Source organism: Streptomyces albipurpureus (assembly GCF_023701525.1).
Classification (GTDB): domain Bacteria; phylum Actinomycetota; class Actinomycetes; order Streptomycetales; family Streptomycetaceae; genus Streptomyces; species Streptomyces albipurpureus.
Genome location: NZ_JAMQAW010000099.1, coordinates 57,262 through 82,487 on the forward strand (window position 1 = coordinate 57,262; position 25,226 = coordinate 82,487).

Here is a 25,226-nt window from a genome sequence, read left to right on the forward strand (position 1 = left end):
GCGGGGCAAGCGGTCTCTTTCCTTCTCTCCGTGCCGTCCAGGGTCACCCTGGTCAAGGGCGCTGCCGGGCCGGTCCTGATGGCCGCCCCGAGTCCGTCCGGGGCCCCGGATGACAGCGAGGCGCCGGTGAGCGGGATACGACTCCGCACCGGCGCCTCGCTGCGGCTGCGTTGTTCCGCTTTGGGGGACGCGAGACGCCCGGGGCCCGGAGCGAGTGGCCGGGGCGTTCCCTGTCGGGTGTGGAGCGCGCCACAACACGCGCTGCCACCGCTCTCCGGGCGCTCGCAGCCCCAACGACCGGGACCAGGCGCTCCGCTCGTCAGCGGGAGTCGGCCCCGGGGTCACCCGCGCGGCCCGGGTAGGTGTGCTGCCAGGGCTGGATGTCCTCGAACACCGCACTGGCGGCGAGGACGTCGCCGTCCTGTTGCCGCCGTCCGATGATCTGCAGACCCACGGGCATGCCCTGAGCGGTGAGCCCGGCGGGGACCGAGGCGGCCGGATTCCCGGTCATGTTCATGATGTAGGTCAGACACCAACCGAGCAGCGGGTTGACCGGCTCGCCGTTGATGTGGGAGGGGCCCTTCGTCTCACCGTCGGTCGCGTTGGTGACCGCGGTGACCCCGACGGTGGGAGTCAGCAGCAGTTGGTAGTCGGCGAACACCTTCTGTAGGACGTCGTACACATGGGAGCGCGAAGCCTGGTCCCGGGCGAGATCGAGGGCGGTCATCCGGGCACCGGCCGCCACCGACTCATGGAGTTCACGGGGCATATCGGCCGCGTGTTCGCCGAGCAGGTCCACGCCCTGGTCCTTGAGGTTGTAGACCGACTCCATGTTCTGGACCGCGATGGTCCGGTCGAACACCTCGGTCAACTCGCGGTGGCTGAGGCCGAAGTCGATGTCGATCTTCTCAACGATCGCGCCCGCGCGTTCGAAGACCCGGACGGCCGCTTCCACGACGGCGGCGACCTCAGGGTCGACCGGGTAGGAGCCGAGGTCGGGGCTGTAGGCGATCCGCCAGTTCCGCACGTCACGGCTGAGGAACTCGGAGAAGTCCCTGCGGGCTCCCCAACTGAAGGGATCGCGGGGGTCGGCCCCGGAAAGCGCCCCGAGGCCGACGGCGGCATCCCTGACCGTACGGGTGATCATGCCCTCGTGGACGAAGGGGTTGACCCCGCCGAAGGCGTTGGGCCGGATGACCGCGGGGACCAGGCCCGCCGATTGCTTGAACCCGAAGACACCGCACCACGAGGAGGGGATACGGATGGAGCCACCCGCGTCGGTGCCTTCGGCGAACGGCACCATGCCGTCGGCGACCGCGGCCGCGCTGCCGCCGGAGGAGCCTCCGGCGTTCCTGGTGAGGTCGAAGGGGTTACCGGTGGGGCCGAAGAGGGGGTTGTCGGATACCCCCCGGAAGCCCAGTACGGGAGCGTTGGTCTTGCCGACGATGATCGCTCCGGCGGCCTCCATCCGCTCCGCCCAGACACAGTAGTGCTGGGGTATGTAGTCGGCGAGCGCACGGACGCCGCCCATGGTGGAGGGCCAGCCGGGTTTGAAGTCGTAGAGGTCCTTCATCAGCGTCGGAACGCCGTGGAAGACGCCGAGTCGGGTGCTTGAGTCGGCGTTCCGCAGCGTCTTCTCGGCGGCACGCGCCCGCTCCCTCGCCTCGTCGTACCCCTTGTAGACGACCGCGTTGATCCCCGGGTTGCGCTCCTCGATCCCGGAGATCACGCTCTCCATGACCTCCACGGGTGACAGCTCGCCCCTGCGAATGCGATGTGCCAGCTCGGTGGCGGGCATAAAGCGGATGTCAGGCATGTCGCTCATCGGTTCTCCAGGTGCTGGGCGAGGACATCGTCTCCGAGGACGGCCTTGCCGTCGATCATGGTGACAAGAACGTCGATGTCCTTGATGGCGTCTTCCGGGCAGGTCATGGGGTCGTCCGAGAGGACGATCAGGTCGGCGAACTTGCCTACCTCGACGGAACCCAACTCATCCTCTTTGAAGAGGGCGTGGGCGCCATGGGTGGTGAAGAGGCGGATGGCCTCTTCACGGGTGACGCTCTGGTGTGCTCCGAAGACCTCCCCGGTGAGGCCGGACTGTCTGGCGATGGACTGCCAGACGGTGAACATGTTGTTCATCGGGCCCCAGTCCGTCTCCTGGCAGACGGGGACTCCGGCGTCGAGCCACCAGCGCAGCGGAATACCGTTCTCGGAGAACTCCCCGCCCCCGAGCCGGTCGACGAAGACTTCGGAGACCTTGCCCCACAGGAAGTTGGTCGTGGTCGTCGGGACGACGCCGAGTCGTGCGAACTCGGCGATCTGCGAGCGGGAGGGGAACTCGCAGTGCTCCAGCACATACCGGCGGTCGCCGATCGGGAATTCCTTGTCTGCCGCGTTGAAGGCGTCGAGAACGATTTGGATGGCGCGGGTGCCGGTCGCCGCCGTGTGGACGCGGACGCCATGCTTGGCCGCGAGGCGGATGATGGCGTTGTAGGTGTCCACGGGAATCAGCGGATCGGGGTTGATCATGGTTCCGTCGGGGCCCCGGTACGGCTGGTGGGAGACTCCGGTCCCGTGCCAGTGCGGGCCGTCGACGCCCACGCTGACGCCGACGAGACCGAGGTGGTCATTGCCGAATCCCTCCTTCCCGCTGAAGGCGACCGTGCTGATCAGCCGCTCGGCTTCGTCCAGGGAGAGCGAGCCGTCGACCTCGTGGGCGTAGAAGATGCGTAGTGGGAGATCGAGCTCGGCGAAGGCACGAAGTTCCTCGGGCCGGGTGAGGTGGTTCTCCAGCAGTGTGGTGGTGCCGCGGGCGAGGAAGTCCGGTGCCATCATCCGGATGCCCTCGCGGATCGACTCGAAGGTCGTCGGCGGTAGGAAGGGGGTGATCCGCTCATAGAAGCGGGAGGGGTTGTAGATCGGCTGCATATTGCGCAACTCGCCGGTGGGAATCCCGGTTTCCCGCTCCCTCACCACCTCGATGCCGTCGAGCCAGTAGGCATCGGCCGTGACCGAAACGCCCTCACCGCCGTCACCGGCCAGAACGTCGGCGAGGGAGCCACCGTCCAACAGGCCGGCTGTGCGCAGGGCGAGGGTGTTGAAGATCGCGCTGTTGGGGACCCGGTTGGTGGGCGCGGTGATGTAGACGGGGTGGTCCGGTGCGACGGCGTCGAGGTCGTGCCGGTTGGGCAGACGGCCGTCCGAGAGGCACTCAGGAACGCGGAAGAAGTAGGGGTGGTCGCCGACCGGAGTGGTGACAATGGCCTGACCGGCCGGCGTTGCGGCGGCCAGTTCGCCGATACGGGCGCAGATCTCGGCGATGGAACCAGCGCCGTCCAGATTGAGCAGGTGCTTCTCCTGGCCGAAGAGGCCGAGGTGCCCATGGGTGTCGATGAATCCGGGCAGTACGGTCTTGCCGTCGAGGTCGACGACCCGGGTGCCAGGACCGATGTGGCCACGCACCTCCTCGTCCGTCCCCACGGCAACGATCCGGCCGCCGGTCACGGCCACCGCCCGTGCCGAGCTGAAGTCGGCGTCGACGGTGAGGACATTGGCATTGACCAGTACGGTCTCGGCGGGAGTCCGGGCTCCGCCGCCCTGCTGAGCGGCTGATGGTCTGGACATGGCATGACCTGCTTTCTACGGGGAGGAGGAGCGGTTCATCCGGCTGCGGGCGTCCGGGACACGGCGCCGACCGGATGGCCGGTGGCACCTCCGCCATGACGACGGGGGTGGGGCCAGCAGAGATACGGCTGGGCCGGGCCGGCTCAGGCCCCGACGGGACCGCTCTTCGCCACAGGGGAGGCGGGAGGCCGCATGGGGCTCGTCGTACGGGTGCCGATACCTTCGATGGCCATCTCGGGCATCTCCTTGCTCCGGGGACCTGGCGACAGCACTGCGGCGAACCGGTTCAGGTTCAAAGATCCAAGCAAAAACAGGGTTATTGATTGCACCTATTTAGAGGTTGCCTAGGAGGAGAACCTCGTGTCAATCCCCCTTGGACTCCTTTTTGGTTATACTCGTTGTCATGGCGTTGCCTGGAAAGGCCCCCAAGGCCGACACTCTCGCCCACTCCATCGAGGACCTCATCGCCCGTCGGCATCTGACCCCGGGCGACCACATAGCGACCAAGGACGAACTGCGCCGCGAGAGCGGTGTCGCTCGCGCGACGGTCAATGAAGCGGTCAGGCTGCTCCAGGCCCGAGGCCGCGTCGTCCTGCGCCCCGGCCCTGGGGGCGGACTGTTCGTCGCCCCGACCGACCCCGTGGTCCGGCTCGGGCAGACCCTCCTCACCGTCCACAGCGAACCAGTCAGCGTCATCGACGCGGTCAGCGTGCGCAACGCTCTGGAACCCGTCATCGCGGAAGAGGCGGCCCGCTTCCGCGGCGCCCGTGACATCGCCGATCTGCGCGTACTGATCGACGCCCTGTCGGACGTCGTCGGCGAGCCGGGGCGTTTCCTCCGGGTCAACTGGCGTCTGCATGAACGGATCGCCCGGATATCGCGCAATCACATCGCGCGCACCATGTACCTGGGACTCGTGGAGTTCATCCAGGACCAGGCGGTTGACGTGGTGTCGGACATGTCGCTGAAGGAGCATCGCCAGTACAAGAAGCACCGCCTCGACATCCACATCGACCTGGTGCAGGCGATCATCGCCGGTGATCCCGGGGCGGCGGTCGACGCGGCCAAGCGCCATGCGCTCCAACCGATCGGCAGCCCGGCCAAGGGCTAGACCCCGGGTCTCCCCTCGCCGGCGATCGCAACGCCCCGGGACGGGGCACGGTCACCGACCCGCCACACCTTCCTGGGCTGCTCCTTGTGTGGATGGCCGCCGACCGCATCCTGAGTGGTTCGGCAGCAGGCCTGGAGATGGCCGGCGGGTGGTTGGGGCGCGTGGGACGGAGCGCCCCGCATGGCGCGCTCCGTCCCAGCAGCGGCATCAGGCTTCGGCGGTCCGTCGCCGATTCACCCGGCCACCACCGACCCGGGCAGTTCACCAGGCCGGCCAGCCCGCCAGTGGTTACGGGCGGCCCGCCGGTCCCACAACGGGGTTGCGAAGCACACCGACACCGTCGATCTCGACCTCGACGACGTCCCCCGGAGTGAGGAGCACCGGCGGCTTGCGGATAAAGCCGACTCCGGCCGGGGTGCCGGTGGCGACCACATCGCCCGGGCGCAGGGTGGTGGTCTGGGAGATGTAGGAGAGGATCCGGCCGACCGAGAAGATCATCTCTGAGGTGTCGCCGGACTGCATGACCTCGCCGTTGACCCGGGCGACCACCTTGCGGCCACTCCATCCGTCGGGTCCGCCCCATTCGTCGGCGGTCACCACGACGGGGCCGATCGGGCCACTGCGGTCGGGGTTCTTGCCCAGGGTCCACTGGGTGGTGTCGAACTGCCGCTTGCGGGCACTGACATCGTTGAAACAGGTGAAGCCGAGCACCCCGCCCAAGGCCTCCTCCTCGGAGGCGTCGGTCAACGTCCTACCGATGATGACCGCCAGTTCGGCCTCCCAGTCGAGACCGGGCTCGCACGCCGGTACGGGAACCTCGTCACCGTCGCAGACCAGGGTGGACTCCCAACGGCCGAACACCGTCGGGTAGTCGGGGACCGGGACATCGGCCTCCTCAGCGTGCGCCCGATAGTTGAGCCCCACGCAGAGCACCTTCGCGGTCGCCGGAACGGGGGGTGCGAACTCCGCCGGCTTCTCCGGCGTCGCTGGCGCCCGACGAGCGGACTCCAACGCGCCGGCGGGGTCGCTGTAGAAGGTGTCGGCGGGAGCGATGCGGGACACCATTCCCGTCGAATCGACAGCACCGATCCAGCGGTCGCGCCCGTCCTTGAAGCCGATGAGCCTCATCAATCGTGCCCTTCTCAGTAGAGGAAGAAGAATGTGTGCGCGCCATCGCGCGGCCGCCGGAGGGGAGCCAGGGAAGCAGACGCCGGTGCCCTCCGTCGTGGATCAGGACCCCTCGGAGCCGACGTCAATGCCACTGAGCAGCCGGGTGTCGACATAGCCGTCCTCGCCGTGCTCAGCGACGGAGAGCCGCACCTGCTCAACGAGCTCGGCCGCAGGGCGCGTGAAGTCAAGCGCCTCCAGATATCCCTGCTTGGCCTTGAGCCCCGTGGGCCAGTAGACCTCGCACCGGTTCCCGTCGGGGTCGAAGAAGTACACCCCGATCGCGTTTCCGTGCGTGACCGTGTACTCGATGCGGACGCCGTGCTCAAGGAAGCGCGCGTAGTACTCCAGCACGTCCTCAAGGGTGGGACAGCGGAAGGAGATCTGCTGGAGCCACAGCTCCTCCTCCCCCACCGTACGGCCGCCGCAAAGGAGTACCTCATGGTGCTCGACCTCGGGTCGGGAGCTGAGGAACACCATGCCGTGAGCGGAGTCGTCGTCGGTGACCTGAAGCCCGAGGACGTCGCGGTAGAAGGCCAGGGAACGGTCCATGTCCCGAACATGGACACCGATGTGAGCCAGTCGTTCGATCTTCGCCATGAGAACCAACCTAAAGGTCTATTGATTAGGCTTGATTAGTCTCATAGTCGCGCTAGGCATTGTCAATGACTGCTAATGAATATACTTTTTCCAGTGTCCTCATGAACCGAACGCCATCAGGAGAGGTCCTCAACCGTGACGCGCAGACTGGTCAATCCCCCCGAAATGCACCCCGCGACCAGCTACAGCCATCTGGCCGTAGCCCAGGGGCACACCCTGGTGTTCATCGCCGGTCAGGTCGCGCTCGACGCCGACATGAACGTCGTCGGGCCGGGTGATCTCCGCAAGCAGATCGAGGTGACCATGGCCAATCTGAAGCTGGCGATGGACGCCGCCGGAGTCGGCTGGGATGACATCGTGCGCCGAACGATCTACACCACGCGCCCGCACGACCTCCAGACCATCACCTCGACCATCCGCGAGGCCACCCAAGGCGCGGCCAACCCACCGCAGACGATCGTCGGCGTGACCGGGCTGGCGCTGCCGGACCTGATGGTGGAGATCGAATGCACGGCCGTACTGAGCTGAGCTGCCGTACTGCGCTGAGCCGTACTGAGCTGAGCTGAGGACGCCGGGCCGGGCCGCTGCGGACCCGGCCCGGCGGACACCCCAGGCGCATTCAGCATGCCCGCTGACAGCGTCACACCCCGGGGCGCAACCGGGGTGCACGCACCCCGCAACACACCTGATGGAACATCATCTGCCGTCGAGTCGCCCAACGGCCATGACATGCGCCACCGCCGCGCATCTGCCCGGGGCCTCTTCATACTCCCGCGGAGCCGCCATGACCGCTGCCCCACAAGACATCCACCTCACTTCGGCGACCGAGCTGGCCCGGCTGATCCGACGCCGGGAACTGTCGCCCGTAGAGCTGATGGAAGGCGTCATCGACCGTATCGAAGAGCGGAATCCGCTGGTCAACGCCTTCGTCTATCAGGGGTTCGACCAAGCCAGGGAACGAGCCAGGAACGCGGAACGGATGGTGCTCAACGGTGCGGAGCTCGGAGCCCTGCACGGAGTGCCGACGGCGATGAAGGACCTCTACGACTTCAAGCCCGGCTGGATCTCCACCCTGGGCGGGGTACGCGCCCTGGCCGGCAATGTGTCGGACGGCTACTGCGTGTGGGCGGAACGGATGGAGCAGGCCGGCGCCATCATCGTGGGCAAGACCAACAGCCCGGTGCTGGGGTTCGGCGGCCTCACGGACAACCCTCTGTTCGGTCCCACGGCCAATCCGTTCGACCTCTCCCGCAATGCGGGAGGCTCCTCCGGCGGTAGCGCGGCAGCGGTCGCCGACGGGATGGTCCCCTTCGCTGAAGGTACCGACGCCGGCGGGTCCATCCGCACACCCTCGGCCTGGTGCGGGGTGTACGGCCTCAAGCCCTCCGCAGGGCGGGTCCCAGCGGTCAAGCGCCCCAACGCCTTCGGCGCGACCAACCCGTTCACCCATGAAGGCGTGATCACCAGGAATGTCCGGGACGCCGCTGTCGGGCTCGGAATCCTGTCCGGCGTTGATGCCCGCGACCCCTTCAGTGTCGGTGGGCCGACCGACTTCACACCGGACCTCCACCGTGATGTCCGCGGCTGGCGCATCGCCTTCAGCCCGGACTTCGGTGGCTACCCGATCACTCCCGAGGTCGCCGCCGTCGTCGAGCGGGCCGCGGCCCGGTTCGAGCGCGCGGGGGCCACCGTCGAGCGGGTGGACCTCGATCTGGGGCTGCACCACCGGGAACTGAGCGAACTGTTCAACCGGATCATCGCCGTGCAGTATGTGGAGGCGACCGAGCACTTGAAGGCGAGCGGCATCGACCTGCTCGCCGAGCACCCGGATGACCTTCCTCCCGCGCTGCGCGAGTGCATCGTCAAGGGACTCCGTCTCACGGCACCTGACATAGCGCTGGACCAGCGGTTGCGCTCACAGATCTATGACACCGTGCAGGACGTCTTCCATGACCACCGTCTCCTCATCACACCGACCGGCGGGACCACGGCCGTCCCCAACGCGACGACGCGGGGCACCACCATGGGCCCCGAGTACATCAACGGCGAAGCAGTCGACCGGTACCGCGGCTGGTGCCTCACCTACCTGATCAACTTGACCGGGCATCCAGCGGCCTCCATACCCGCCGGACTCACCGGCGGGGGGCTCCCCGTGGGGCTTCAACTGATCGGCCGGCGCCACCACGACGGGGACGTCATCGCCGCGAGCTCGGTGTTCGAGGAGCTCCAGCCGTGGCACCACACCTACCCGGCACACCCCACACGGTCGCCCCGCTCCACCGCGGCGGCGGCCGCACCCGCCCGAGCCAGGCCGGCGTAACGGCCGTTCACACGCACTGCTCCGGCCCTCACACATGACGCTCGTTCGACACCGCGAGGGAGCCGATCGGTCCCTCGGCGTCCCAAGCCGCCGGTGGTCATGACCCCAATGGCCGCGGCGAATGGTCGTAAGAAGTGGCCGCCCCGCCAGGAATCCGGCCGGCCGGGTAGCGATGAGTTCCGGACGGCACGACGGTCCAAACAGAGAAGACGGAGAACCGCAGCACCGACGACAAGGGGAAATGCCATGCCCACCATCACTCCCAACCTCTGGTTCGATACCCAGGGTGAGGATGCCGCGAAGTTCTACGTATCGGTCTTCCCGAACTCGAAGATCACCAACGTTCTGTACTACGGCGAGGCGGGTCCCCGACCGGCGGGGACCGTGCTGACGGTCGACTTCGTCCTCGACGGCCAGCCCTACACCGCGATCAACGGCGGCCCGGAGTTCACCTTCAGCGAGGCGATCTCGCTCCTCATCAACTGTGCCGACCAGGAAGAGGTCGACCACTACTGGACGAAGCTGTCCGCGGGCGGCGAGGAGGGCCCGTGTGGTTGGTTGAAGGACAAGTACGGTCTGTCCTGGCAGGTCGCCCCCGCGGCACTCGGCGAGTTGCTCGCCGATCCGGACCAGGGGCGTGCCGAGCGCGCCATGAAGGCGATGCTCGGCATGAAGAAGATCGATGTGGCGGAGCTCTTCAGGGCGGCAGACGCCGAGGTGTAGGAGGGCGCCGGCCTCGTTGCCCGGGCATCGCCCCATCCAGACGATCCGCCCATCCACGAAGTCGTCGCACCCGTGGAACTCCCGTCCACCGGAAGGGCCGAACCCTCACCCTCGGTGGCTGCCCGTGCGACCTCGGTGACCGCTCGGTGGTGGCGGTGCGGGCCGCCACCCTGTTCGTACGCGGGGTGCCCGGCCTCTGGCAGGGCAGACAACACCGACCAGTCGGTCACGGCCCACTGGTGACACCCCTCAAGGCAGCGCGAATCCAGGGCGTCGACCTCAACGAGAGGCCCGCCTCACCTACCGGACTCCCTGACCTGACGCCATTCCCGGAGGACCTCATCGACATCGAGGCGCTTGATTCCCAACAGCGGGCCCGGGGGAGGCATCAGCAGCAGGTCGGTGATCTTCTTGTTGAGATCCGACACCCGCTGACGTACCTCGGCCTCACTGGTGATCGTCGGGAGGGACGCGGGCAGTTCCTCGGCCTCCTTGCGGCACTCGATGACAGGGGACAGGTAGGAGACTCCCTCACGTGCCATCTTTCCCTTGATCCACCACATTTCGTCATAGGGCGCGGTGTCATTCAGCAAGGGCTTTCCCAAGCCGGGCAGGCTCGCGAACTCGCCTCGCTTCTCCGCTTCACGGATCTGGTGGTCAACCCAGCCTTCGAAGGAGGCACCGGGCGGTTTCCGTTGCGTCATAGGGACCATGATGCCAAACCGGGCCCCACCGGCTCGCCCCCTCGGGGCGGATACCGGCCAGGAGCGTCATCGGCGGCCGCTGGTACCCGGAAGGGCGGTGACTGGCGGTCTCGCGCCCTGGCCCCGCGCCCAGCGGGCCGCTCTGGCTCCGGAGCGCGGCAATTCGGCGCTCACGCGTGGAGTCCGCGGTGTGCGGAGCGCCGCGATCGCGGCGGAACCGCGCCCGCTGGTGGATGAACCGGGTCGGGACGCGCGCCTCCCGTGGACGGAGTTGGGCCGGGTGACGGGTTGGGCGAACACGACGCTCGCCACCGCTCGCCGCGGCTCATCCGGGAGAACGTCCTGTTCGTCCGTGGACTGGTCCGATGTTCGCTCGGGCGGCACCACTCGGACTCGGCTGTGCTGGGTTGAGCCGATGAGCGGGCAGCCCGGTGGCACTTCGGGGGCTTTCACCGGCCCGCCCGTGCGGCGGTGGCAGAGCACCTCTGTGTGCGAGGTGCGCGTTCATGGTGCGGTCGCCAGCACCGCACCGACCGCTGTCGTCATCGCCGCACATTGCAGCAGGGTGAGGGGCGGGCGGGCCCGCTGGCTCCAGTGGAACCGCTGCGGTGCGAAGGAGGCGAACAGCCCGGCCGTCGCGCTCACCGAGAACGCCGTCCAGGAGAGGTACTCCAGTTCGCGCGGCGGGTTGCCACAGCCATCCGCCAGGCCGCACTGAGTGAGCATCACGACGATCGCGAGGACATGGACCGGGGCCAGACTCGCCAGCCCGATCCGGGCGGTGAGCCGCCACCGCTGATCGCGGGTACGGCGGGCCCGGGGGCGCGGGGGCGGCGGGTTCTCATACATGGTCATCAGTGGGCCATGAGCGGGCCGTTGACGGTATCCGTACGGATACTCATTCGACAAGGCCCGGGAAACGGACCGAAACGCCCTGCTCTACGGCCGGTCCGGAGCAGCAGCCGTGGCCGGTTCGAAGCCGCTGGCGGTGGGCGGCATGGCTCAGCGGCCCACCCGTCTGGATCTCGCTGGCTGCCGGGTCCGGGCACCCAGCGACCGACCGACTGAGCCGCCCGGTGACCGTCGATACCCGTCCGCCCTCATCGGGACCGCGTTCCCGCGGCCCACCTCCCCACGCGGTGCGCAGCGTTCCGGCACGCTGAATCCGCTGCGGTAACGAGCGTTGACCAGGGCTCACCCAGGTCCGTCAGGGGCAGCGCTCGACCATGGGTGATGTGGATGCGATGCCTTGGGTCGTACTCCCGGCCATGCGTCAGGTGGCATCCGGTGTGCGCTGGTAGACCGTGGCCTCGGGCGATGTCAGTGGGGGTTGCTACCGTCCGGCCCATGATGGACGAGGGGGACGCCGGCCCTGTGCACGGAGTGGCTTTGGTGGAGCGGGTCATTGAGGTGGTGCGGCGCGATCCAGGGGCGTCCGTCCTGCCGTACCGGGACGTTCCCTGGGTGGAGGAGGGCGTCGCCAGCCCGATGGACGAGGGCCTGCTCGCGAAGGCCGTGTTCCCTTCCGGGCACCCCTTGTCACCGAGCCTGCGCGCCTGGCTGGCGTTCGACACCAGCCTGCTGGAGCGCCACCGATGGTTCACCCCCGACGGCGGTTTCGCCCCTCGGCCGCTCGACCAGCTGGTGGGCGAGGAGATGGGCGCCCCGTGGGCCGGGGAGTTCACTTGGTTGGCCGAGCGCTTCGACGAGTGCTTCCTCCTGCCCGGCGGATCGGACTCCAGGCGGATCCTGGCCGTCACGGAGCCGGATGTGGAGGGCGAATACCCGGTACTCGCCCTCGACTTCGACGACCTGCCGTTCCTCGGGCTCATGTACCCGGGCTTCGACGTCTATCTGGCCGACACGGTGAATCTGCTGGGCCGGGGCGATCCGCGCGACTACACCGAGCTGATCGACCACCAGATCTACGGGCATCGGATGCGCGGGCACGCCTCCCACTGCTTTGCGGGAGACGTATGCGTCGAGTTCCCCTTTGAGTCCACGCCCGTGTACGCCCAGCTCCGCTCCCGGCCTGATGAGGCGGGCTAGTCGGCGCGGTGGTCTCGCGTCCGGGAGGACATCGACCAGCCCGTACCCGGAGGCAAGCCCGCTACTCCGTCTTCAATGGCCGCGGCCGAGCCATGGCGGCCACTGATCGCTGCTGGCCTCTTCGAGAACGTGATTCGCCGAAGCGACGTTCCCCTGTGACGCCGCTGCGACTCCCCGAAGAAGCAAGGGCGCCTTGACAAGGCTGGATTGTCAAGGCGCACTTGCCCCATGACGCTTCCAGACCTGGACGATCTCATCGCGGAAGTCGACCGGAGATGCGACACCGCACACCGCCCCGGCGGAGAAGAACAGCACGATGGGCTCGCCCTGCTGAGGGCCGCCGCCCATCTCGCGGGCCAACTACAGTTACTCGCGGACGACTTGGTCGAGGACTATGTCGAGCACTGCCGGACGCACGGCTCCTCGTGGACGGACATCGGCGCCTCCTTGGGTGTGACCCGGCAGGCGGTTCAGCAGCGCTTCCACGCTCCGCGCAGGCGCTATGACTCCGAGACGATGACGTCCGACCTCCGCGAGGCGATGGCACACGCCAAGCAATCAGCCGTGCACCACCGCAACAACTACATCGGCACCGAGCACCTGCTCTGGGGTCTCACCGCGGAAGGCAACAGCGCCACTCGACACTTGCGGGCCACCGGGGTCTCCCCCGAGGCGGTTCACCGGTCCGTGGGAACCCGGCTGAGCATGGGGGCTTCCCAGGCGGCCGAGCGAATCGCCTGGACTCCCTACTCCCGCAGGGCGATCGCCATCGCGGAGGCACGATCCGCGCAGAACGGCTCCGACCATATCGACTGCGATGACCTACTCGTCGGCTTGGCCCAGGTCGGCCGCGGGGTGGCCGCCACCATCCTGACCGACTCCGGCTTCGACCCGACGAGCCTCGACGCGACACCCGCCGGCGCCTGAGCACACCACAGCCCGGTGGCCACCACCCGTCGGGCTACTAGCGCACGGCCCGACCCGACCGGACCTGAGTGCGACAGTCCGTCGAACTCCGTCGCGCTCATGTCCGGGTACCGCGGGGCACAGCGTGCCCTCCGGACTCAGCCGAGATGGGCTGCTGTATCCGGTGTCCGGTCCCAGCGACGCGGGAGCCCTTCCTCTCCTCGGTGGACACGTTCGGGGATGTGCGGTCCTCTGTGGGCAGGGTGGTGGAGGATCTGCTCCGGTTAGGTGGCCGGCGCGGTGTGCAGCACATACGCGTCGATCAGATCGAGCAGGGCGCGGACCGCAGCGGTGGGCCGCCGGGTCGCCGAGGTGGCGACGGAGAGGGTCCACCGGAGCGGGGCGTCCGCGACGGTCAGCGTTCGCAGGCCGGGGTCGTCCGGGACAGCGAACCGGGGCACGAACGCGACCCCGAGCCCCTCGCGTACGAAGGCCGCGGCGGTGGTGAAGTCCGGCACCTCCAGGGTGACGCGCCGCTGGACCGCCGACGCGAGGAACGCCTGGTCGGCGAGCTCGCGGTTGCCGTATCCGGGCGGAAAGTCGATAAACGGCTGGTCCGCGAGTTCCCCCAGGGTCACCTCGCCGCGCCGGATCAGGGGGTGCCCGATCGGCACGAGCAGACGCAGGGGGTCCGCCAGCAGTTCACGGGCCGCCACTCCGGCGGGTACGCCGCCGGGGAAGGACAGGAAGGCGGCGTCAAGGTCGCCCGCGAGCAGCGACCGGGTCAGACCGGCGGAGCCCGTCGGGTCCAGCCGTAGTCTCACCGTGACCTGCGGATGGTGGGCGTTGAGCCGTCCCAGTAGCCCCGGAAGGTCGATGCCCACCCGGCCGATGCCGATGATGACGCCGACGGTGACGGTGCCGCTCAGACTGCCGTAGGAGTCACGGACGGCATCGCGGGCCGCCTGCGCGGCGTCCAGGGTGGCGCGCGCCTCGGGGAGCAGCGCCAGGCCCGCGCTGGTCAGCGTCACCTTCTGCGAGGTGCGTTCGAACAGGGCGGCCCCCAGCTCCCGTTCCAGGGAGCGAATCGCGGTGGACACCCCGGACTGGGCGACGTGCAGCCGCCTCGACGCACGGGTGAAGCTCAGCTCCTGGGCGACGGCTGCGAAGTACTCCAGGTGTCGTAGTTCCATGGCGAATCCGTCCCTGGTGGAGATCTATCTGAAATTCGAATCGAATGTATACGAAACTATCGTTAGACGTGATCCATCATCGGCGTGAGTATGGGGCGGTACGCAACCGACTGAGGAGTGGATGGGTGTGTCCGTGTCACCATCGCCGGCACTGTTGACAACCGAGCCCGCACCGTCGACAGCGAGGCCCACGAAGGCCAGCGCCGCCCCTGGCGGAGGGACGGGCACGGGTCGGACGGCGCGGGCCTCGCACCACCTCGGCTTCTGGTTCGCGGCCGTGGCGTTCATGGTGTTGATGGCCTTCGGTACCGCGCCGACACCGCTGTGGCCCCTGTACGCGGCGCGGGACGGCTTCGGTACGACCACGATGACCATCGCGTTCACCGGTCTGGTCGCCGGTGCCGCCGTGAGCTTCCTGACGTTGGGGCATCTGTCCGACCGGTTCGGCCGCCGACGCGTCATCGTGCCGGCCCTGCTCGTCGGCCTGGCCGCGGCCGTCGTACTGATCGCTTGGCCGACCCTGCCGGGGCTGCTGACGGGACGGGTGCTGAACGGTGTGGGCGTGGGACTCATGGCCTCCACCGCGACTACCTATCTGCACGACCTCCACCGTGAGGCGCACCCCGACCAGCGCTTCTCCGCACTGCCAGCGACCGTGGCCACCGCGGCGAACCTCGGCGGGCTGGCCCTTGGCCCGCTGGTGGCCGGGATCATGGCGCAGTGGGCGCCGGCGCCCTTGGTGACCACACAGGTCGCCTTCGCCGCGGCCATGGCCGTCTGCCTGGTGCTGGTGCTGTCCAGCCCCGAGACAGTCGACCGCGAACTGCAGGAGCAGCAGCGCCCGAGCCGGTTCGCCCTGCTGCCGGGCGCACGGAGGGCGTTCGCCGCCGCCGCGGCGATGGGCTTCTTCTCCTTTGCGCTGCTCGGCTTCGTCTCCTCGCTCGGCGCGACCATGATTCACGACAGGCTGCATATCGACTCGCACCTCGTCACCGGCCTCACACCGTTCCTGATGTTCACGTCCGCGGCGGTGGCCCAACTCGCCGCGGCGCGGCTCGGCCTGCCCCGTACGCTGCGGATCGGGGCCGTTGTCTTTCCCATCGGCCTGACGTTGACTGCCTTGTCGCTGTACCACCCGGCCCTGTGGCTCCTGTTGATCGCGGTCTCCGTGGCGGGAGCGGGCGCGGGTCTGCTGTTCAAGAGCGGCGTCACGATCGGTGCGACGGTTGCCGTTCCCGCGTCCCGTGCCGGGGTGCTTTCGGTGTACTTCGTCATCGGCTACATCGGCATGGGAGTGCCCTCGATCCTGTTCACCATCGCCACCCGGTACATCGAGCTCGGCAGTGCGGTGATCGTTCTGGCAACCGTGCTGGCGATCGGCGCGGCGGTATCGGTCTCCCTGGCCACGCTCCCCCGGCGGGGCGTCCGCCCCTGATCAGCCACGCCGCCCCGCCGGTATCCACGACCGGCGGGGCAGGGTCCGCAGAACACCGATCGGGCGCCCGGGTGACTGCCGCGCGGCCGGGACATCCACGTCAGCGCCCTCCGCCTCGCCTCACCGTCTCCATAACTGTACTTTTTGGTAGGTACGGTTACGGAGACGGTGAGGCGCTGGTGGAAGGGCATTCGGGGATGGTTACGCGTACGAGACAGCGCTGGCTGCTGCTGACGGCGGTGAGCGCGGGGCTGCTGTTGATCACACTGGACAACTCGATCCTCTACACGACCTTGCCGACGCTGGTGGACGAGCTCGGGGCGAGCAGCTCCGAGAGTCTGTGGATCATCAACGCCTACCCCGTCGTGATGGCCGGCCTGCTGCTGGGTAGCGGAACGCTGGGCGACCGGGTAGGCCATCGCCGGATGTTCCTGATCGGCCTGGTGATCTTCGGTGTCGCCTCCCTGGCCGCCGCGTTCTCGCCGAGTCCGGAGGCCTTGATCGCCGCACGGGCTTTTCTCGCGATCGGCGCGGCCTCGATGATGCCCGCCACACTCGCGCTGATCCGCATCACCTTCGACGACGAGCACGAGCGAAACATCGCGATCGCCATCTGGGGCAGTCTGGCCATCGTGGGCAGTGCGCTGGGCCCGATCATCAGTGGAATTCTCCTGCAGAGCTTCTGGTGGGGATCGGTGTTCATCATCAACGTCCCCGTGGTCATCGCGGCGATCATCGCCACGGTGGTCCTCGCGCCCCCCAACGACGCGGACCCGTCCAAGCGATGGGACCTGCTGTCCTCGTTCCTCGCACTCGTCGCCCTGGTCGGCCTCACCGTACTGATCAAAGAGCTCGCGAAGAGCGGGTCCTCACCGCTCATGATCACAGCAGCCGCCGCAGCCACCCTCGGCGGTTGGGCGTTCGTGCGCCGGCAGCGCCATCTGCCCTACCCCCTGCTGGATTTCACGATCTTCCGCAACCGGGCGTTCCTCGCCGGGGTCCTGGCCGCCGGATTCGCCCTCTTCGCCGTCGCCGGCATCGAGTTGCTCACCACTCAGCGTTTCCAGCTGGTGGAAGGCTTCACCCCGCTACGCGCCGGGCTCCTTGTCGCGGCAATCGCCCTGGGAGCGCTGCCCACAGCCATGGTCGGTGGAGCGATCCTGCACAAGGTGGGCCTACTGCCCATCATCGCGGGTGGTCTCGCCCTGAGCACCGTCGGCGTACTGCTGATCATGCTGTACTTCGACACCAGCATGGCGCTGCTCATCACGGGACTGATCGTGACCGGCGCCGGTCTCGGAGCGGCCATGTCCGTAGCATCCAGCGCGATCATGGGTAACGTCCCGGCCCGCCGGGCCGGTATGGCCTCCTCCGTCGAGGAAGTGTCCTACGAGTTCGGCAGCCTCATCGCGGTTGCGCTGCTCGGCAGTCTGATGACCGCTGTCTACACCGCGACCATCGACCTCCCCCCGGGGGTTCCGGACAGCGCACGCGATAGCCTCGATGCCGCACTCGCACTCGCCGAGGAGGGTTCGCAGCCCAACACCCCACTGATCACCGCCGCGTCGGAGGCCTTCGACGGTGCCTACCTCGCGGTGCTGATCGTGGTCGCGGCCGTTCTCGCCGTCAGCGCGACCGTGACCGGCCTTCTTCTGCGCCACCACGGCCCCGGCTCTGCGCTGGCGTCCGCCGCACCCCACGAGACCACGGCTCGGGAGCACCATGCGAACCAGTAAGCGAACCCAGATCCTTCAGGCGGCCGCCCGAGTCGTGCAGCGCGAAGGGGTCAAGAGCGTCACCTTCGACTCCGTCGCCGTGGAGGCGGGCCTGACCAAAGGCGGACTCCTCTACCACTTCGCCTCCCGTGAGGACCTCATCCAGGCAATCCACCAGCACCTTGCCGATCAGTGGGAAGCCGACATGGTCACAGCGGCGGGAAAGCCCGCCGCGGCGGCCACCCCCGTCGAACGGCTCGTCGCCTACGCCCGCGTCGCGACCCAGAGCGCCTCCCGAGCCGAACTGCTCTTCATGCTCGAAGGATCGACGACCGCCGAACACTCGGCTCCCTGGGACGCGGTCCTGGAACGTTGGGCTCCACTCCCCGTCGCGGCCGGCGGTGCCCCTGCCGCACTCGACCAGTTCATCGCCCGCCTGGCAGCCGATGGCCTATGGCTCTACGAATCACTGACCGCGGAGCGACTGGACCCCGGGTTGAAGGATGCCATCGCGGAACGTATCGCCAGCGCCCTCACCCGTACCGACCTCTGAACCCCACCCAGCCCGCGGCCCTGTCGGTGGTCTTCTTGTATGCCCGGCCTCGGTGCGCCACCTTCTCGGGTCGGTTCACGCCATGGCGGGCAGGCGATCGCCCATGCGGGTGAGTCGGCACCGGACGGCGAACCATCGACCTCGGTGCCCACGTCCCAGACAAACGTGGACAACATCGACGAGGACCATGTGCGAGAGCCCGGGCTGGTGGTCCTGGACATCACCTGCGCCGACGAGGAAACCGTTATCACGGTGATAAGCACACTGGAACAGGTGTGGGCCACCTCCGGAATCGTCGCGGTGTACCGCGATCCTGGCCAACCGGGCGTACGTGCACGACTGCGTGCGGACATCCACCGGCACGGGCCCGAACACCCCTAGCGGGTAGTGAACAGGGAGGACCGAAGTGCCCCGGCCGCTCCGGTTCGGGCCGGGCGCGGCCGGGGTGCCAGCGGCTGGCGGCGCCGCCGGAGAGTTCGTTGGTGCTCTTCGGCGATGTCAGCGATGCGCTCTTCTCCCCCGATTCGATGCGGACGGCATGCGACCTGCGCTTGCCCGGTCCGGAGATGTACTCGGTGTGGGCGCGGACGAAGAGGGTGGGACGGGCCTGCTGCCGGTCGAGCGGTTCCTGCCACGCGTCCACAACGGGGATCTTCTTCTCGATCCTGCCCGTCCCGGGGTGGGTGAGCGCGGACACGGAAGAAGGACACCTGCCCGTCCCCGGCCGCGTCGGCCCGTTCGGCGTTCCGTGCGGATGCCCTGATGTCCGCGTCCGTGCCGCCTCGGCCGCCGTCGACATGGACGGTGGGTTTCAGATTCCGTAAAGCGCAGATGCAGGCCGACCGTGGCCCTGGCGAGGCCGCGAAGGCAACCCTGCGTGACCTGGCGGGCGAGCTGGCGGCCACGCCACTGAGAGTGCGAACTCTGGTCGTCCTTGGTGACCTGCTGGCCTCTGACGGTGACCACGCCGTGGCTCGCCCCGTACTACGCGAGGCCGTCGCCCCGGCCGAGTCGCTGGCCGAAGCCGATGACTTGGCGGACTACGAGGTCAACCGCGCCCGCGACGTCGTGGAACGTCTCGCTTGACTACTCGGCGCACCATACAGAGAAGCCTCACGCGGGGCGAAGCGCTGTTCGAGTTATGCGACGCGCTGTTGTGCACGGACGGGCCGGTTCGGACGCTGGTCGATCTCGCGCTCGCGCCAGAAAACCGCCGCAGCCAGGTGCCCCAGAGGTCCTGGTCGTGTTCGACGCCCCCCCGCATCGCCCATCTGCTGGCGGGCTGCCCGTCGAGATCCTCGGCCGCCTCCGGTCCGACCAGGTGATGCGGCGGCCGACACCGGAGAGGGTCTACGGCCCGGGGGCGGGGCACGCCGGCAGCTGTAGGCGCGAAACGGGTAGGCGCGGTTCCCGAGTGCGAGCCGGCCGTTGTCGCCGACGGCTGGGCGCTCCGTGCCCAGCCCCACGGCGCCGACCGCGCTACCGATCGTCACACCGGTGCGGCGGGGATCGACGGGGTCGCCGCCCCTGGCGTCGCTCGGCGGTGGTCGCCCACGGTCGCGACATTTGACCCCGCCCTGGCGCTCCTAGATCGGGAAGCCACGGGAAATTCGGGTACCCATGCAGCTCGGAATACCAGAGGGGGGTATATTGCTGAGCCGTAGGGATATACCCCCCTCCGGTATTGGAGATCGTCATGTCAACCCCAACCGCTCCACCCAGTCCACGCCGCTGGACGGCGCTGGTCTTCATAGCCCTGGCCCAGTTCACGGTCATCATGGACACGTCGATCATCGGTGTGGCTCTCCCCAAGATGCAGGTTGACCTGGGCTTCTCCCCTGAGGGCCTGTCCTGGGTGTTCAACGCCTACGTCATTGCCTTCGGTGGGCTTCTCCTGCTCGGCGGGCGACTGTCCGATCTGTTCGGCGCCAAGCGGGTCTTCGTCGCCGGTTGGACCGTGATGGCCGCGGGCTCCCTGGTCGCCGGCCTCGCCTCTGAGGTCTGGGTCGAACTGACCGGCCGTGCCCTCCAGGGCGTCGGTGCCGCGCTGATCGCCCCGGCCGCCCTGACCCTGCTGATGATGCTCTTCGGCGGCCGCCCCAAGGAACTGACCAAGGCGCTGGCTCTGTACGGCGCCGCGGCCCCGGCAGGCGGCACCGCAGGCGTCTTCCTCGGCGGCCTCATCACCGAGTACGCCAGTTGGCCCTGGGTGTTCTACATCAACATCCCGATCGCCCTGGTCGTGCTCGCTGTCACCCCGTCGGTCATGCCCTCCGCCCCGATCCGCCGCGGCTCGGTCGATCTTGCGGGAGCTGCCACCGTCACACTGGGACTGGCCACCGCCGTCTACGCCATCGTCCGCGCCCCCGAAACCGGCTGGGGCTCAGCGGAGACCTGGCTCGTGCTGCTGGCCGGCGTGGCTCTGATCGCCGCGTTCATCGTCATCCAGTCCAAGCGCCGCGAGCCGCTGATGCGGCTCGGTATCTGGCGGGCACCCAACCTGGCCGGAGCGAACATCGCGCAGTTGCTGATGGCTGCCGCGTGGATCCCGATGTGGTTCTTCCTGAACCTCTACCTCCAGCAGGTCCTGGGACTGGGCGCCTTCGCCTCCGGCGCGGCCCTGCTTCCCATGACGGTCGCCATCATGATCATGATGATCGTCCTGGCGCCCCGCCTGATCGCCCGCTTCGGGACCAAGCCACTCATCGTCACCGGTCTGCTGTCCCTCGCGGCAGGCATGCTGTGGCTGTCCTTCGCCCGGGCGGACGGCACCTTCTGGGTCGATGTCCTGCCCGCTTCCCTGCTGGCCGCGGCGGGCATGTCCCTGGCGTTCATCCCCTCCCTCGGCACCGCGCTGTCCAGCGCGCGACCCGAGGAAGGCGGCCTGGCATCCGGCATCGTCAACACCAGCTACCAGGTCGGCTCAGCTCTGGGACTGGCCGCGATGACGGCCGTGTCCGCGGCGTACGGCGCCCGCGAACTCGGCAACCCCGAGGCACTCACCAACGGGTTCTCCGCAGCCTTCCTCGGCGCGGCGGCACTGGCCGCCGTCGGCGCACTCGCATCACTACTCACCCTGCGCACCGCCCCGAATTCGACTCACCGTGAGGAGCAGCCCGCAAAGGCGGACGCAGCCTGAGCCCACCAGCACCACCGCGTGCTCACCACGCACGTGTCGCCTGACAGGGGAAGAGACCCCTGTCAGGCTTCCCGGGGCACATCCCCAGGGGGCCTTCCTGCCTTTCGCGTCAATCCGTCACCGCGGCGGGGCCATGACGGCTTGGGACCGCAGCCGGGCGCGATCGTGTCTCGCCAACTCCGCCCTGGACCGCTCCAGGCGGCGAAGTCCTCGAAGTACCCGTGCGGTGCGCCGGGTTCGCCACGTTGTCCCGTGAAGCGGGGCGACGTGGCGTCATCGCCGCGGTCCGCGGGGTCCTTGCCTTCGCGGCGCGCGCCTCCAGGCAGGGTTCGGCATCAGAACGCTCGGAGGAGTACCTGGTCAGGGGTGGGGTCGCCTGTTCGGTTACCGGGCTGGTACCGCCTGGGTTGTGTGTCTGGTATCCAAGGAGTGGTTGCCCCGTTCGGTGTGGACAAGGGGGTTGTGGATGGTTCCCGACCTAAGAACGTGTGGGGAACGTCAGAACGTGTGGGGAACGTCGTTGTCAGGCGGTTGGGCCTCCAGCAGGATGCGGCGCGCGCCGCACAACGCCTCTTCCGGGACGACCTCGGAGCGGACTCCTCGAAGAGGCTGGAGATCGTCAGGCCATGAGGAAGGAGTTCGGCGGCGAGACCCACGAGGAAGGCGGGATCCTCGCCACCGTGCAGGACGGTTCCGGCAGCGGTTCGGGAAGGATCCGACGTGAGCAGTACCCGCAGCGGGGCGCCCCTATGGCCGCCGACCAGCTTCGCATCGCCCCGGCAGGCGTCACCCACGTGGTCACCTTCTTCGATGACCTCGACAGCAAGGCCAGGCACTCCACGCTCCTGTGCCGGGAGCGGCAGCTGAGCAGCGAGTTACCCAAGGGCAAGGCCACAAGCCTGGCCACAGTCGGCGGAGTGATCGGCTTCGCCAGGGCGCGCGCCCTGTGCACAGGCCCGGGTCCTTGGTTCGTCCCCTTCGTCAGCCAGCGCGGCGAAGGCACCTGAACACCCCCACCCACCAAGGCCGCTGTCTCAGGCAGTCCCGCGCCAACCGGTGCGGGTCCCGTCATTCCGGCTCCACGGACGACGTCGGACAGGGCAAACGAATGTCAGCGGACCGGACACGGGAAGGTCCGCCCGATCCACTCCCCCGGGCCTCCCGACCCATCCCCGTCTCCTGGAGCCGAACGGCTCCCACGGCCACGACCGGGTCAGACCCTCAACCAGGCCCGAAAGACCCGTCTGTCGAACCCACCCGGAAAGGGACACCAAGAATGATCTCAGAGCGCCCCGAACCTCCCCCGGCGGACTTACCCGAACCGACCGACGACGACTACAGGCTGGGCACCCACGCCTACACCAACGAGCAGCGGACGGCGGTCCTCGCCAAACTGGAGGAACACCTCAGCCGGCGCCGGGGACGCCTGCTGGGCTATCAGACCAATCTGTCGCTCGACGGCCATGCCTCGCTCGGACGCTTCCTGAGTTACCACATCAACAACATCGGAGACCCGTTCGTCGACAGCCACTACAGTCTGCACTCACGGTGGCTGGAGCGGGCGGTCCTGGAGCACTACGCACGGCTCTGGCACGCTCCGCTCCCCCTGGACCCCACTGCCCCTCAGGACGGGGACGGATGGGGCTATGTGCTGTCCATGGGCAGCACCGAGGGAAACCTCTACGCCTTGTGGAACGCCCGCGACTACCTCGATGGCAACGCCCTGGTCCGCGACGAGATCTCCGGCGATGCGAGTTGCCGCACAACGTACATCCGGGCCAAGCACCCCGACGACAACCCCAACGCCTACGCACCGGTTGCGTTCTTCTCGCAGGAGACCCACTACTCCCACATCAAGGCCATGCGAGTGCTGGACATCCCGACCTTCTACGACCTGGGCGGAAGCCTCTACCCCGGGCAGTGCCCCCTCGAACCGGCCGGCGCGGGGACGCAGACCTACAACGGATGGCCCCTGGGAGGCGTCCCCACCACCGGCGGGGACGAGGGACCGGGCACCGTCGACGTTGACGCCCTGGTCGCCCTCGTGGACTTCTTCGCCGCGAAGGGGCACCCGGTCCTCGTCAACTTCAACATCGGCAGCGTCTTCAAGGGCGCCTATGACGACGTCGAGTACGCCTGCGAGCGGCTCCGCCCCGTCTTCGCAGCACATGGCCTGGTCGACCGCAGCGTGCGCTTCGACCCCGATGACCCGGACCGGGTCAGCGTCCGCAACGGCTACTGGATCCATGTCGACGGAGCCCTCGGCGGCGCCTACGCCCCCTATCTGGAGAAGGCCCGGGACGCCGGCCTCATCAAGACCGCGTCCCCGGTCTTCGACTTCCGGATCCCCGAGGTGTCCTCGATCGTCACCAGCGGCCACAAGTACCCCGGGGCGCCGGTCCCCACCGGTATCTATATGTCCCGTGCCGGGTCCAAGCTGCGCCCGCCGTCCGATCCGGCGGTCGTCTCCTCCCCGGACAGCACCTTCGCCGGCTCCCGCAGCGGATTCGCCTCCCTGGCCATGTGGAACCACCTCGCGCAGTTCAGCGAGGAACAGCAGGTGCGGCAGGCCGCCGAGGTCCTCCAGGTCGCCGAGTACACGGCCGACCGCCTCCGGAACCTCAGCGACCTACTGCGGGAGCGCGGCGAGCCCTGGGCCGAGGACGGCATCGAGGTGGGCCACGGCGACCACGCACTCAGCGTCTGGTTCCAACAGCCCCGGGCCGAGATCACCGAGAAGTACTCACTGGCCTGCGTTCCGCTCAACCTCGGTGGCCGCCGCCACGACTACAGCCATGTCTACGTCATGCCGCATGTCACCCGCGAACTCATCGACGAACTCCTGGACGACCTCGCCCGCCCCGGCGCCTTCGACCGCTCCGCCGAAGGAGACGCGGACCGGCCCCCACTCCCCCGGGATCACATCCCGCAGGCGCCCACGCGGACTGCGCCCTCGCCGCGACACTGACACCACGACACCCGCCGCCGACACCTCCCCCGCCGTCTATCGCGTACCCGCTTGCTGCCTTCCGGGCGGTTCGGAGCCAGGCCCGGAACGCAGGACAGGAACACGCTCCGATTGCTGTCGGACATGCCGTCCGACAAGAGCCGATGCCAGTGAACCGCCTAGCAAAGCGGGCCGTTCACTGGCATCGGGCGCTCTCCACACAGTCTGTCAGGCGAGCGTGTGCTCAAGGCTGTTGGAGACTGGGTGCCGAGCCGTCGCGATCCTGCGCATCAGCGGCATCGGCGCAGACGGGCCAACCGCCCGCAAGGAGCCGATCTCCCACGCCGCCCGGGCGCACAACGGCTGACCGCGCCCCTGGACACCACCGGACCATCCTTGCGGTTCAGTCGGTTCAGTCGGTCGGCGGCCCATCCGCGTGCCCGTCTTCGGGGCGTGGCACCAGTGTGGGCGCGGTCAGTTGTCCGGGCTGCGGCCAGTTGGCGAATGCCTCGGCGTAGCTGTGGCTCATGATCTCCAGGACGGTGCCCCATGGGTCGGTGGTGTAGGCCAGCGTCCAGGGACGTCCCGGCACGAACGCGTACGGTGCCGAGATCAGTGTGCCGCCCGCGTCGGTGATCCGGGTGACCATGGCCTCGACGTCCGGGTATGTCAGGCACAGATGCCAGATGCCCCGGTCGAGATAGGGCACCCGTTCTTCGACCGGTCGCCGCCCGCGAGTCGGCGGGTCGATGAACTGGAACAGCTCGATGCCCACGGCGTTCGCGGTGAGCAGATGTGCCTGCCACGCCTTGCGGAACCGGTCTCCGAGGACCGTGGCGGCCTCGGCGTGCCCGGTCGGGGCGAGTACCCGCGGCCCCATGATGCAGCGGAAGCCGAAGACCTCCCCGTACCAGTCGATGGCGGCGTGGATATCGGGAACGGTCACGCCGATGTGGTTGACCGTCAGGGCGGCGGTCGATGCGTCGGACATCAGTGACTCCTCGCTGTTGTCGAGGCTTTGAGTCATTGAATGTATCCGA

General features: G+C 68.3%; 22 protein-coding genes and 1 pseudogene. 14 read left to right on the forward strand and 9 right to left on the reverse strand.

Translation table 11 applies throughout. The annotated features are described in order from the left end of the window. Positions 1-319 precede the first annotated feature (319 nt). Both NBG84_RS38530 and NBG84_RS38535 read right to left on the reverse strand, forming a co-directional pair. Positions 320-1,825, reverse strand: coding sequence for an amidase (locus tag NBG84_RS38530; RefSeq protein ID WP_250924382.1), 1,506 nt, complete (start codon positions 1,823-1,825; stop codon positions 320-322). Further along, a complete protein-coding gene (locus tag NBG84_RS38535) occupies positions 1,822-3,624 on the reverse strand; it encodes an amidohydrolase (RefSeq protein ID WP_250924383.1) in 1,803 nt (600 codons plus the stop codon). Before NBG84_RS38535 ends, NBG84_RS38530 begins: the two co-directional genes overlap by 4 nt. Before the next feature lie 403 nt (positions 3,625-4,027). Between NBG84_RS38535 and NBG84_RS38540 the strand changes: the two genes are divergently transcribed. Continuing rightward, on the forward strand, positions 4,028-4,735 hold the full coding sequence (locus NBG84_RS38540; protein WP_250924384.1) for a FadR/GntR family transcriptional regulator: 708 nt from the start codon (positions 4,028-4,030) through the stop codon (positions 4,733-4,735). Between the two features lie 288 nt (positions 4,736-5,023). Here NBG84_RS38540 and NBG84_RS38545 read toward each other — a convergent pair whose 3' ends face one another. Then, on the reverse strand, positions 5,024-5,863 hold the full coding sequence (locus tag NBG84_RS38545) for a fumarylacetoacetate hydrolase family protein (protein ID WP_250924385.1): 840 nt from the start codon (positions 5,861-5,863) through the stop codon (positions 5,024-5,026). Between the two features lie 102 nt (positions 5,864-5,965). Beyond that, positions 5,966-6,502 (reverse strand): VOC family protein, encoded by a 537-nt coding sequence (locus NBG84_RS38550; protein ID WP_250924386.1) that lies wholly within the window; start codon positions 6,500-6,502, stop codon positions 5,966-5,968. Between the two features lie 135 nt (positions 6,503-6,637). Here NBG84_RS38550 and NBG84_RS38555 point away from each other — a divergent pair, with 135 nt between their 5' ends. The 3 genes from NBG84_RS38555 to NBG84_RS38565 all read left to right on the forward strand — a co-directional run bounded on the left by NBG84_RS38555 (position 6,638) and on the right by NBG84_RS38565 (position 9,545). Further along, complete coding sequence (locus NBG84_RS38555) at positions 6,638-7,030, forward strand: RidA family protein (RefSeq protein ID WP_250924387.1); 393 nt, start codon at positions 6,638-6,640, stop codon at positions 7,028-7,030. 256 nt (positions 7,031-7,286) lie between these two features. Further along, on the forward strand, positions 7,287-8,822 hold the full coding sequence (locus NBG84_RS38560; RefSeq protein WP_250924388.1) for an amidase: 1,536 nt from the start codon (positions 7,287-7,289) through the stop codon (positions 8,820-8,822). 246 nt (positions 8,823-9,068) lie between these two features. After that, the gene (locus tag NBG84_RS38565) at positions 9,069-9,545 is read left to right on the forward strand and encodes a VOC family protein (RefSeq protein ID WP_250924389.1); all 477 of its coding nucleotides are present in this window, start codon (positions 9,069-9,071) and stop codon (positions 9,543-9,545) included. A gap of 296 nt (positions 9,546-9,841) precedes the next feature. On the opposite strand, the gene NBG84_RS38570 is transcribed toward NBG84_RS38565, so the two are convergent. Both NBG84_RS38570 and NBG84_RS38575 read right to left on the reverse strand, forming a co-directional pair. Then, positions 9,842-10,249: a DnaJ family domain-containing protein gene (locus NBG84_RS38570; RefSeq protein WP_250924390.1), complete on the reverse strand. Its 408-nt coding sequence runs from the start codon at positions 10,247-10,249 to the stop codon at positions 9,842-9,844. A gap of 504 nt (positions 10,250-10,753) precedes the next feature. Then, entirely contained in the window at positions 10,754-11,104 is a 351-nt protein-coding gene (locus NBG84_RS38575; RefSeq protein ID WP_250924391.1) for a hypothetical protein, read from the reverse strand. Between the two features lie 492 nt (positions 11,105-11,596). On the opposite strand from NBG84_RS38575, the gene NBG84_RS38580 reads away from it, so the two are divergent. Next, complete coding sequence (locus NBG84_RS38580; protein WP_250924392.1) at positions 11,597-12,298, forward strand: hypothetical protein; 702 nt, start codon at positions 11,597-11,599, stop codon at positions 12,296-12,298. 228 nt (positions 12,299-12,526) lie between these two features. Then, the gene (locus NBG84_RS38585; RefSeq protein ID WP_250924393.1) at positions 12,527-13,225 is read left to right on the forward strand and encodes a Clp protease N-terminal domain-containing protein; all 699 of its coding nucleotides are present in this window, start codon (positions 12,527-12,529) and stop codon (positions 13,223-13,225) included. Between the two features lie 263 nt (positions 13,226-13,488). Here the strand turns inward: NBG84_RS38585 and NBG84_RS38590 are convergent, their stop codons facing one another. After that, positions 13,489-14,397, reverse strand: coding sequence for a LysR family transcriptional regulator (locus tag NBG84_RS38590; RefSeq protein WP_250924394.1), 909 nt, complete (start codon positions 14,395-14,397; stop codon positions 13,489-13,491). A gap of 127 nt (positions 14,398-14,524) precedes the next feature. On the opposite strand from NBG84_RS38590, the gene NBG84_RS38595 reads away from it, so the two are divergent. The 4 genes from NBG84_RS38595 (at position 14,525) to NBG84_RS38610 (ending at position 18,481) form a co-directional block, all read left to right on the forward strand. Next, on the forward strand, positions 14,525-15,832 hold the full coding sequence (locus NBG84_RS38595; RefSeq protein ID WP_250924395.1) for an MFS transporter: 1,308 nt from the start codon (positions 14,525-14,527) through the stop codon (positions 15,830-15,832). A gap of 197 nt (positions 15,833-16,029) precedes the next feature. Further along, positions 16,030-17,568, forward strand: a complete 1,539-nt coding sequence (locus NBG84_RS38600) for an MFS transporter (RefSeq protein WP_250924396.1) — start codon at positions 16,030-16,032, stop codon at positions 17,566-17,568. Further along, positions 17,555-18,100, forward strand: a complete 546-nt coding sequence (locus NBG84_RS38605) for a TetR/AcrR family transcriptional regulator (protein ID WP_250924397.1) — start codon at positions 17,555-17,557, stop codon at positions 18,098-18,100. The genes NBG84_RS38600 and NBG84_RS38605 overlap by 14 nt, the downstream gene beginning before the upstream one ends. Before the next feature lie 144 nt (positions 18,101-18,244). Then, complete coding sequence (locus tag NBG84_RS38610) at positions 18,245-18,481, forward strand: DUF6207 family protein (RefSeq protein ID WP_250924398.1); 237 nt, start codon at positions 18,245-18,247, stop codon at positions 18,479-18,481. Positions 18,482-18,557: 76 nt separating this feature from the next. On the opposite strand, the pseudogene NBG84_RS38615 reads toward NBG84_RS38610, so the two are convergent. Next, positions 18,558-18,779 (reverse strand): annotated as a pseudogene (locus NBG84_RS38615) (hypothetical protein); the annotation flags it as partial. A gap of 152 nt (positions 18,780-18,931) precedes the next feature. On the opposite strand from NBG84_RS38615, the gene NBG84_RS38620 reads away from it, so the two are divergent. The 4 genes from NBG84_RS38620 to NBG84_RS38635 all read left to right on the forward strand — a co-directional run bounded on the left by NBG84_RS38620 (position 18,932) and on the right by NBG84_RS38635 (position 24,207). Then, positions 18,932-19,186 (forward strand): hypothetical protein, encoded by a 255-nt coding sequence (locus NBG84_RS38620; RefSeq protein ID WP_250924399.1) that lies wholly within the window; start codon positions 18,932-18,934, stop codon positions 19,184-19,186. A gap of 610 nt (positions 19,187-19,796) precedes the next feature. Continuing rightward, positions 19,797-21,239 carry an MFS transporter gene (locus NBG84_RS38625; RefSeq protein WP_250924400.1) on the forward strand — a complete coding sequence of 481 codons (1,443 nt, stop codon included), beginning with the start codon at positions 19,797-19,799 and terminating at the stop codon, positions 21,237-21,239. 626 nt (positions 21,240-21,865) lie between these two features. After that, a complete protein-coding gene (locus tag NBG84_RS38630) occupies positions 21,866-22,246 on the forward strand; it encodes a hypothetical protein (RefSeq protein WP_250924401.1) in 381 nt (126 codons plus the stop codon). A 269-nt stretch (positions 22,247-22,515) separates the two neighbouring features. Next, positions 22,516-24,207 (forward strand): PLP-dependent aminotransferase family protein, encoded by a 1,692-nt coding sequence (locus NBG84_RS38635; protein WP_250924402.1) that lies wholly within the window; start codon positions 22,516-22,518, stop codon positions 24,205-24,207. A 391-nt stretch (positions 24,208-24,598) separates the two neighbouring features. Here the strand turns inward: NBG84_RS38635 and NBG84_RS38640 are convergent, their stop codons facing one another. Then, a complete protein-coding gene (locus tag NBG84_RS38640) occupies positions 24,599-25,177 on the reverse strand; it encodes a VOC family protein (RefSeq protein ID WP_250924403.1) in 579 nt (192 codons plus the stop codon). Positions 25,178-25,226: the final 49 nt, after the last annotated feature.

Bases quoted from the DNA above. Each gene is read 5' to 3' on its own strand.
- NBG84_RS38530 (WP_250924382.1), bottom strand. From the start codon at position 1,825: ATGAGCGACATGCCTGACATCCGCTTTATGCCCGCCACCGAGCTGGCA.
- NBG84_RS38535 (WP_250924383.1), bottom strand. From the start codon at position 3,624: ATGTCCAGACCATCAGCCGCTCAGCAGGGCGGCGGAGCCCGGACTCCC.
- NBG84_RS38540 (WP_250924384.1), top strand. From the start codon at position 4,028: ATGGCGTTGCCTGGAAAGGCCCCCAAGGCCGACACTCTCGCCCACTCC.
- NBG84_RS38545 (WP_250924385.1), bottom strand. From the start codon at position 5,863: ATGAGGCTCATCGGCTTCAAGGACGGGCGCGACCGCTGGATCGGTGCT.
- NBG84_RS38550 (WP_250924386.1), bottom strand. From the start codon at position 6,502: ATGGCGAAGATCGAACGACTGGCTCACATCGGTGTCCATGTTCGGGAC.
- NBG84_RS38560 (WP_250924388.1), top strand. From the start codon at position 7,287: ATGACCGCTGCCCCACAAGACATCCACCTCACTTCGGCGACCGAGCTG.
- NBG84_RS38565 (WP_250924389.1), top strand. From the start codon at position 9,069: ATGCCCACCATCACTCCCAACCTCTGGTTCGATACCCAGGGTGAGGAT.
- NBG84_RS38570 (WP_250924390.1), bottom strand. From the start codon at position 10,249: ATGACGCAACGGAAACCGCCCGGTGCCTCCTTCGAAGGCTGGGTTGAC.
- NBG84_RS38575 (WP_250924391.1), bottom strand. From the start codon at position 11,104: ATGACCATGTATGAGAACCCGCCGCCCCCGCGCCCCCGGGCCCGCCGT.
- NBG84_RS38580 (WP_250924392.1), top strand. From the start codon at position 11,597: ATGATGGACGAGGGGGACGCCGGCCCTGTGCACGGAGTGGCTTTGGTG.
- NBG84_RS38585 (WP_250924393.1), top strand. From the start codon at position 12,527: ATGACGCTTCCAGACCTGGACGATCTCATCGCGGAAGTCGACCGGAGA.
- NBG84_RS38590 (WP_250924394.1), bottom strand. From the start codon at position 14,397: ATGGAACTACGACACCTGGAGTACTTCGCAGCCGTCGCCCAGGAGCTG.
- NBG84_RS38600 (WP_250924396.1), top strand. From the start codon at position 16,030: ATGGTTACGCGTACGAGACAGCGCTGGCTGCTGCTGACGGCGGTGAGC.
- NBG84_RS38605 (WP_250924397.1), top strand. From the start codon at position 17,555: ATGCGAACCAGTAAGCGAACCCAGATCCTTCAGGCGGCCGCCCGAGTC.
- NBG84_RS38620 (WP_250924399.1), top strand. From the start codon at position 18,932: ATGCAGGCCGACCGTGGCCCTGGCGAGGCCGCGAAGGCAACCCTGCGT.
- NBG84_RS38625 (WP_250924400.1), top strand. From the start codon at position 19,797: ATGTCAACCCCAACCGCTCCACCCAGTCCACGCCGCTGGACGGCGCTG.
- NBG84_RS38630 (WP_250924401.1), top strand. From the start codon at position 21,866: ATGAGGAAGGAGTTCGGCGGCGAGACCCACGAGGAAGGCGGGATCCTC.
- NBG84_RS38635 (WP_250924402.1), top strand. From the start codon at position 22,516: ATGATCTCAGAGCGCCCCGAACCTCCCCCGGCGGACTTACCCGAACCG.
- NBG84_RS38640 (WP_250924403.1), bottom strand. From the start codon at position 25,177: ATGTCCGACGCATCGACCGCCGCCCTGACGGTCAACCACATCGGCGTG.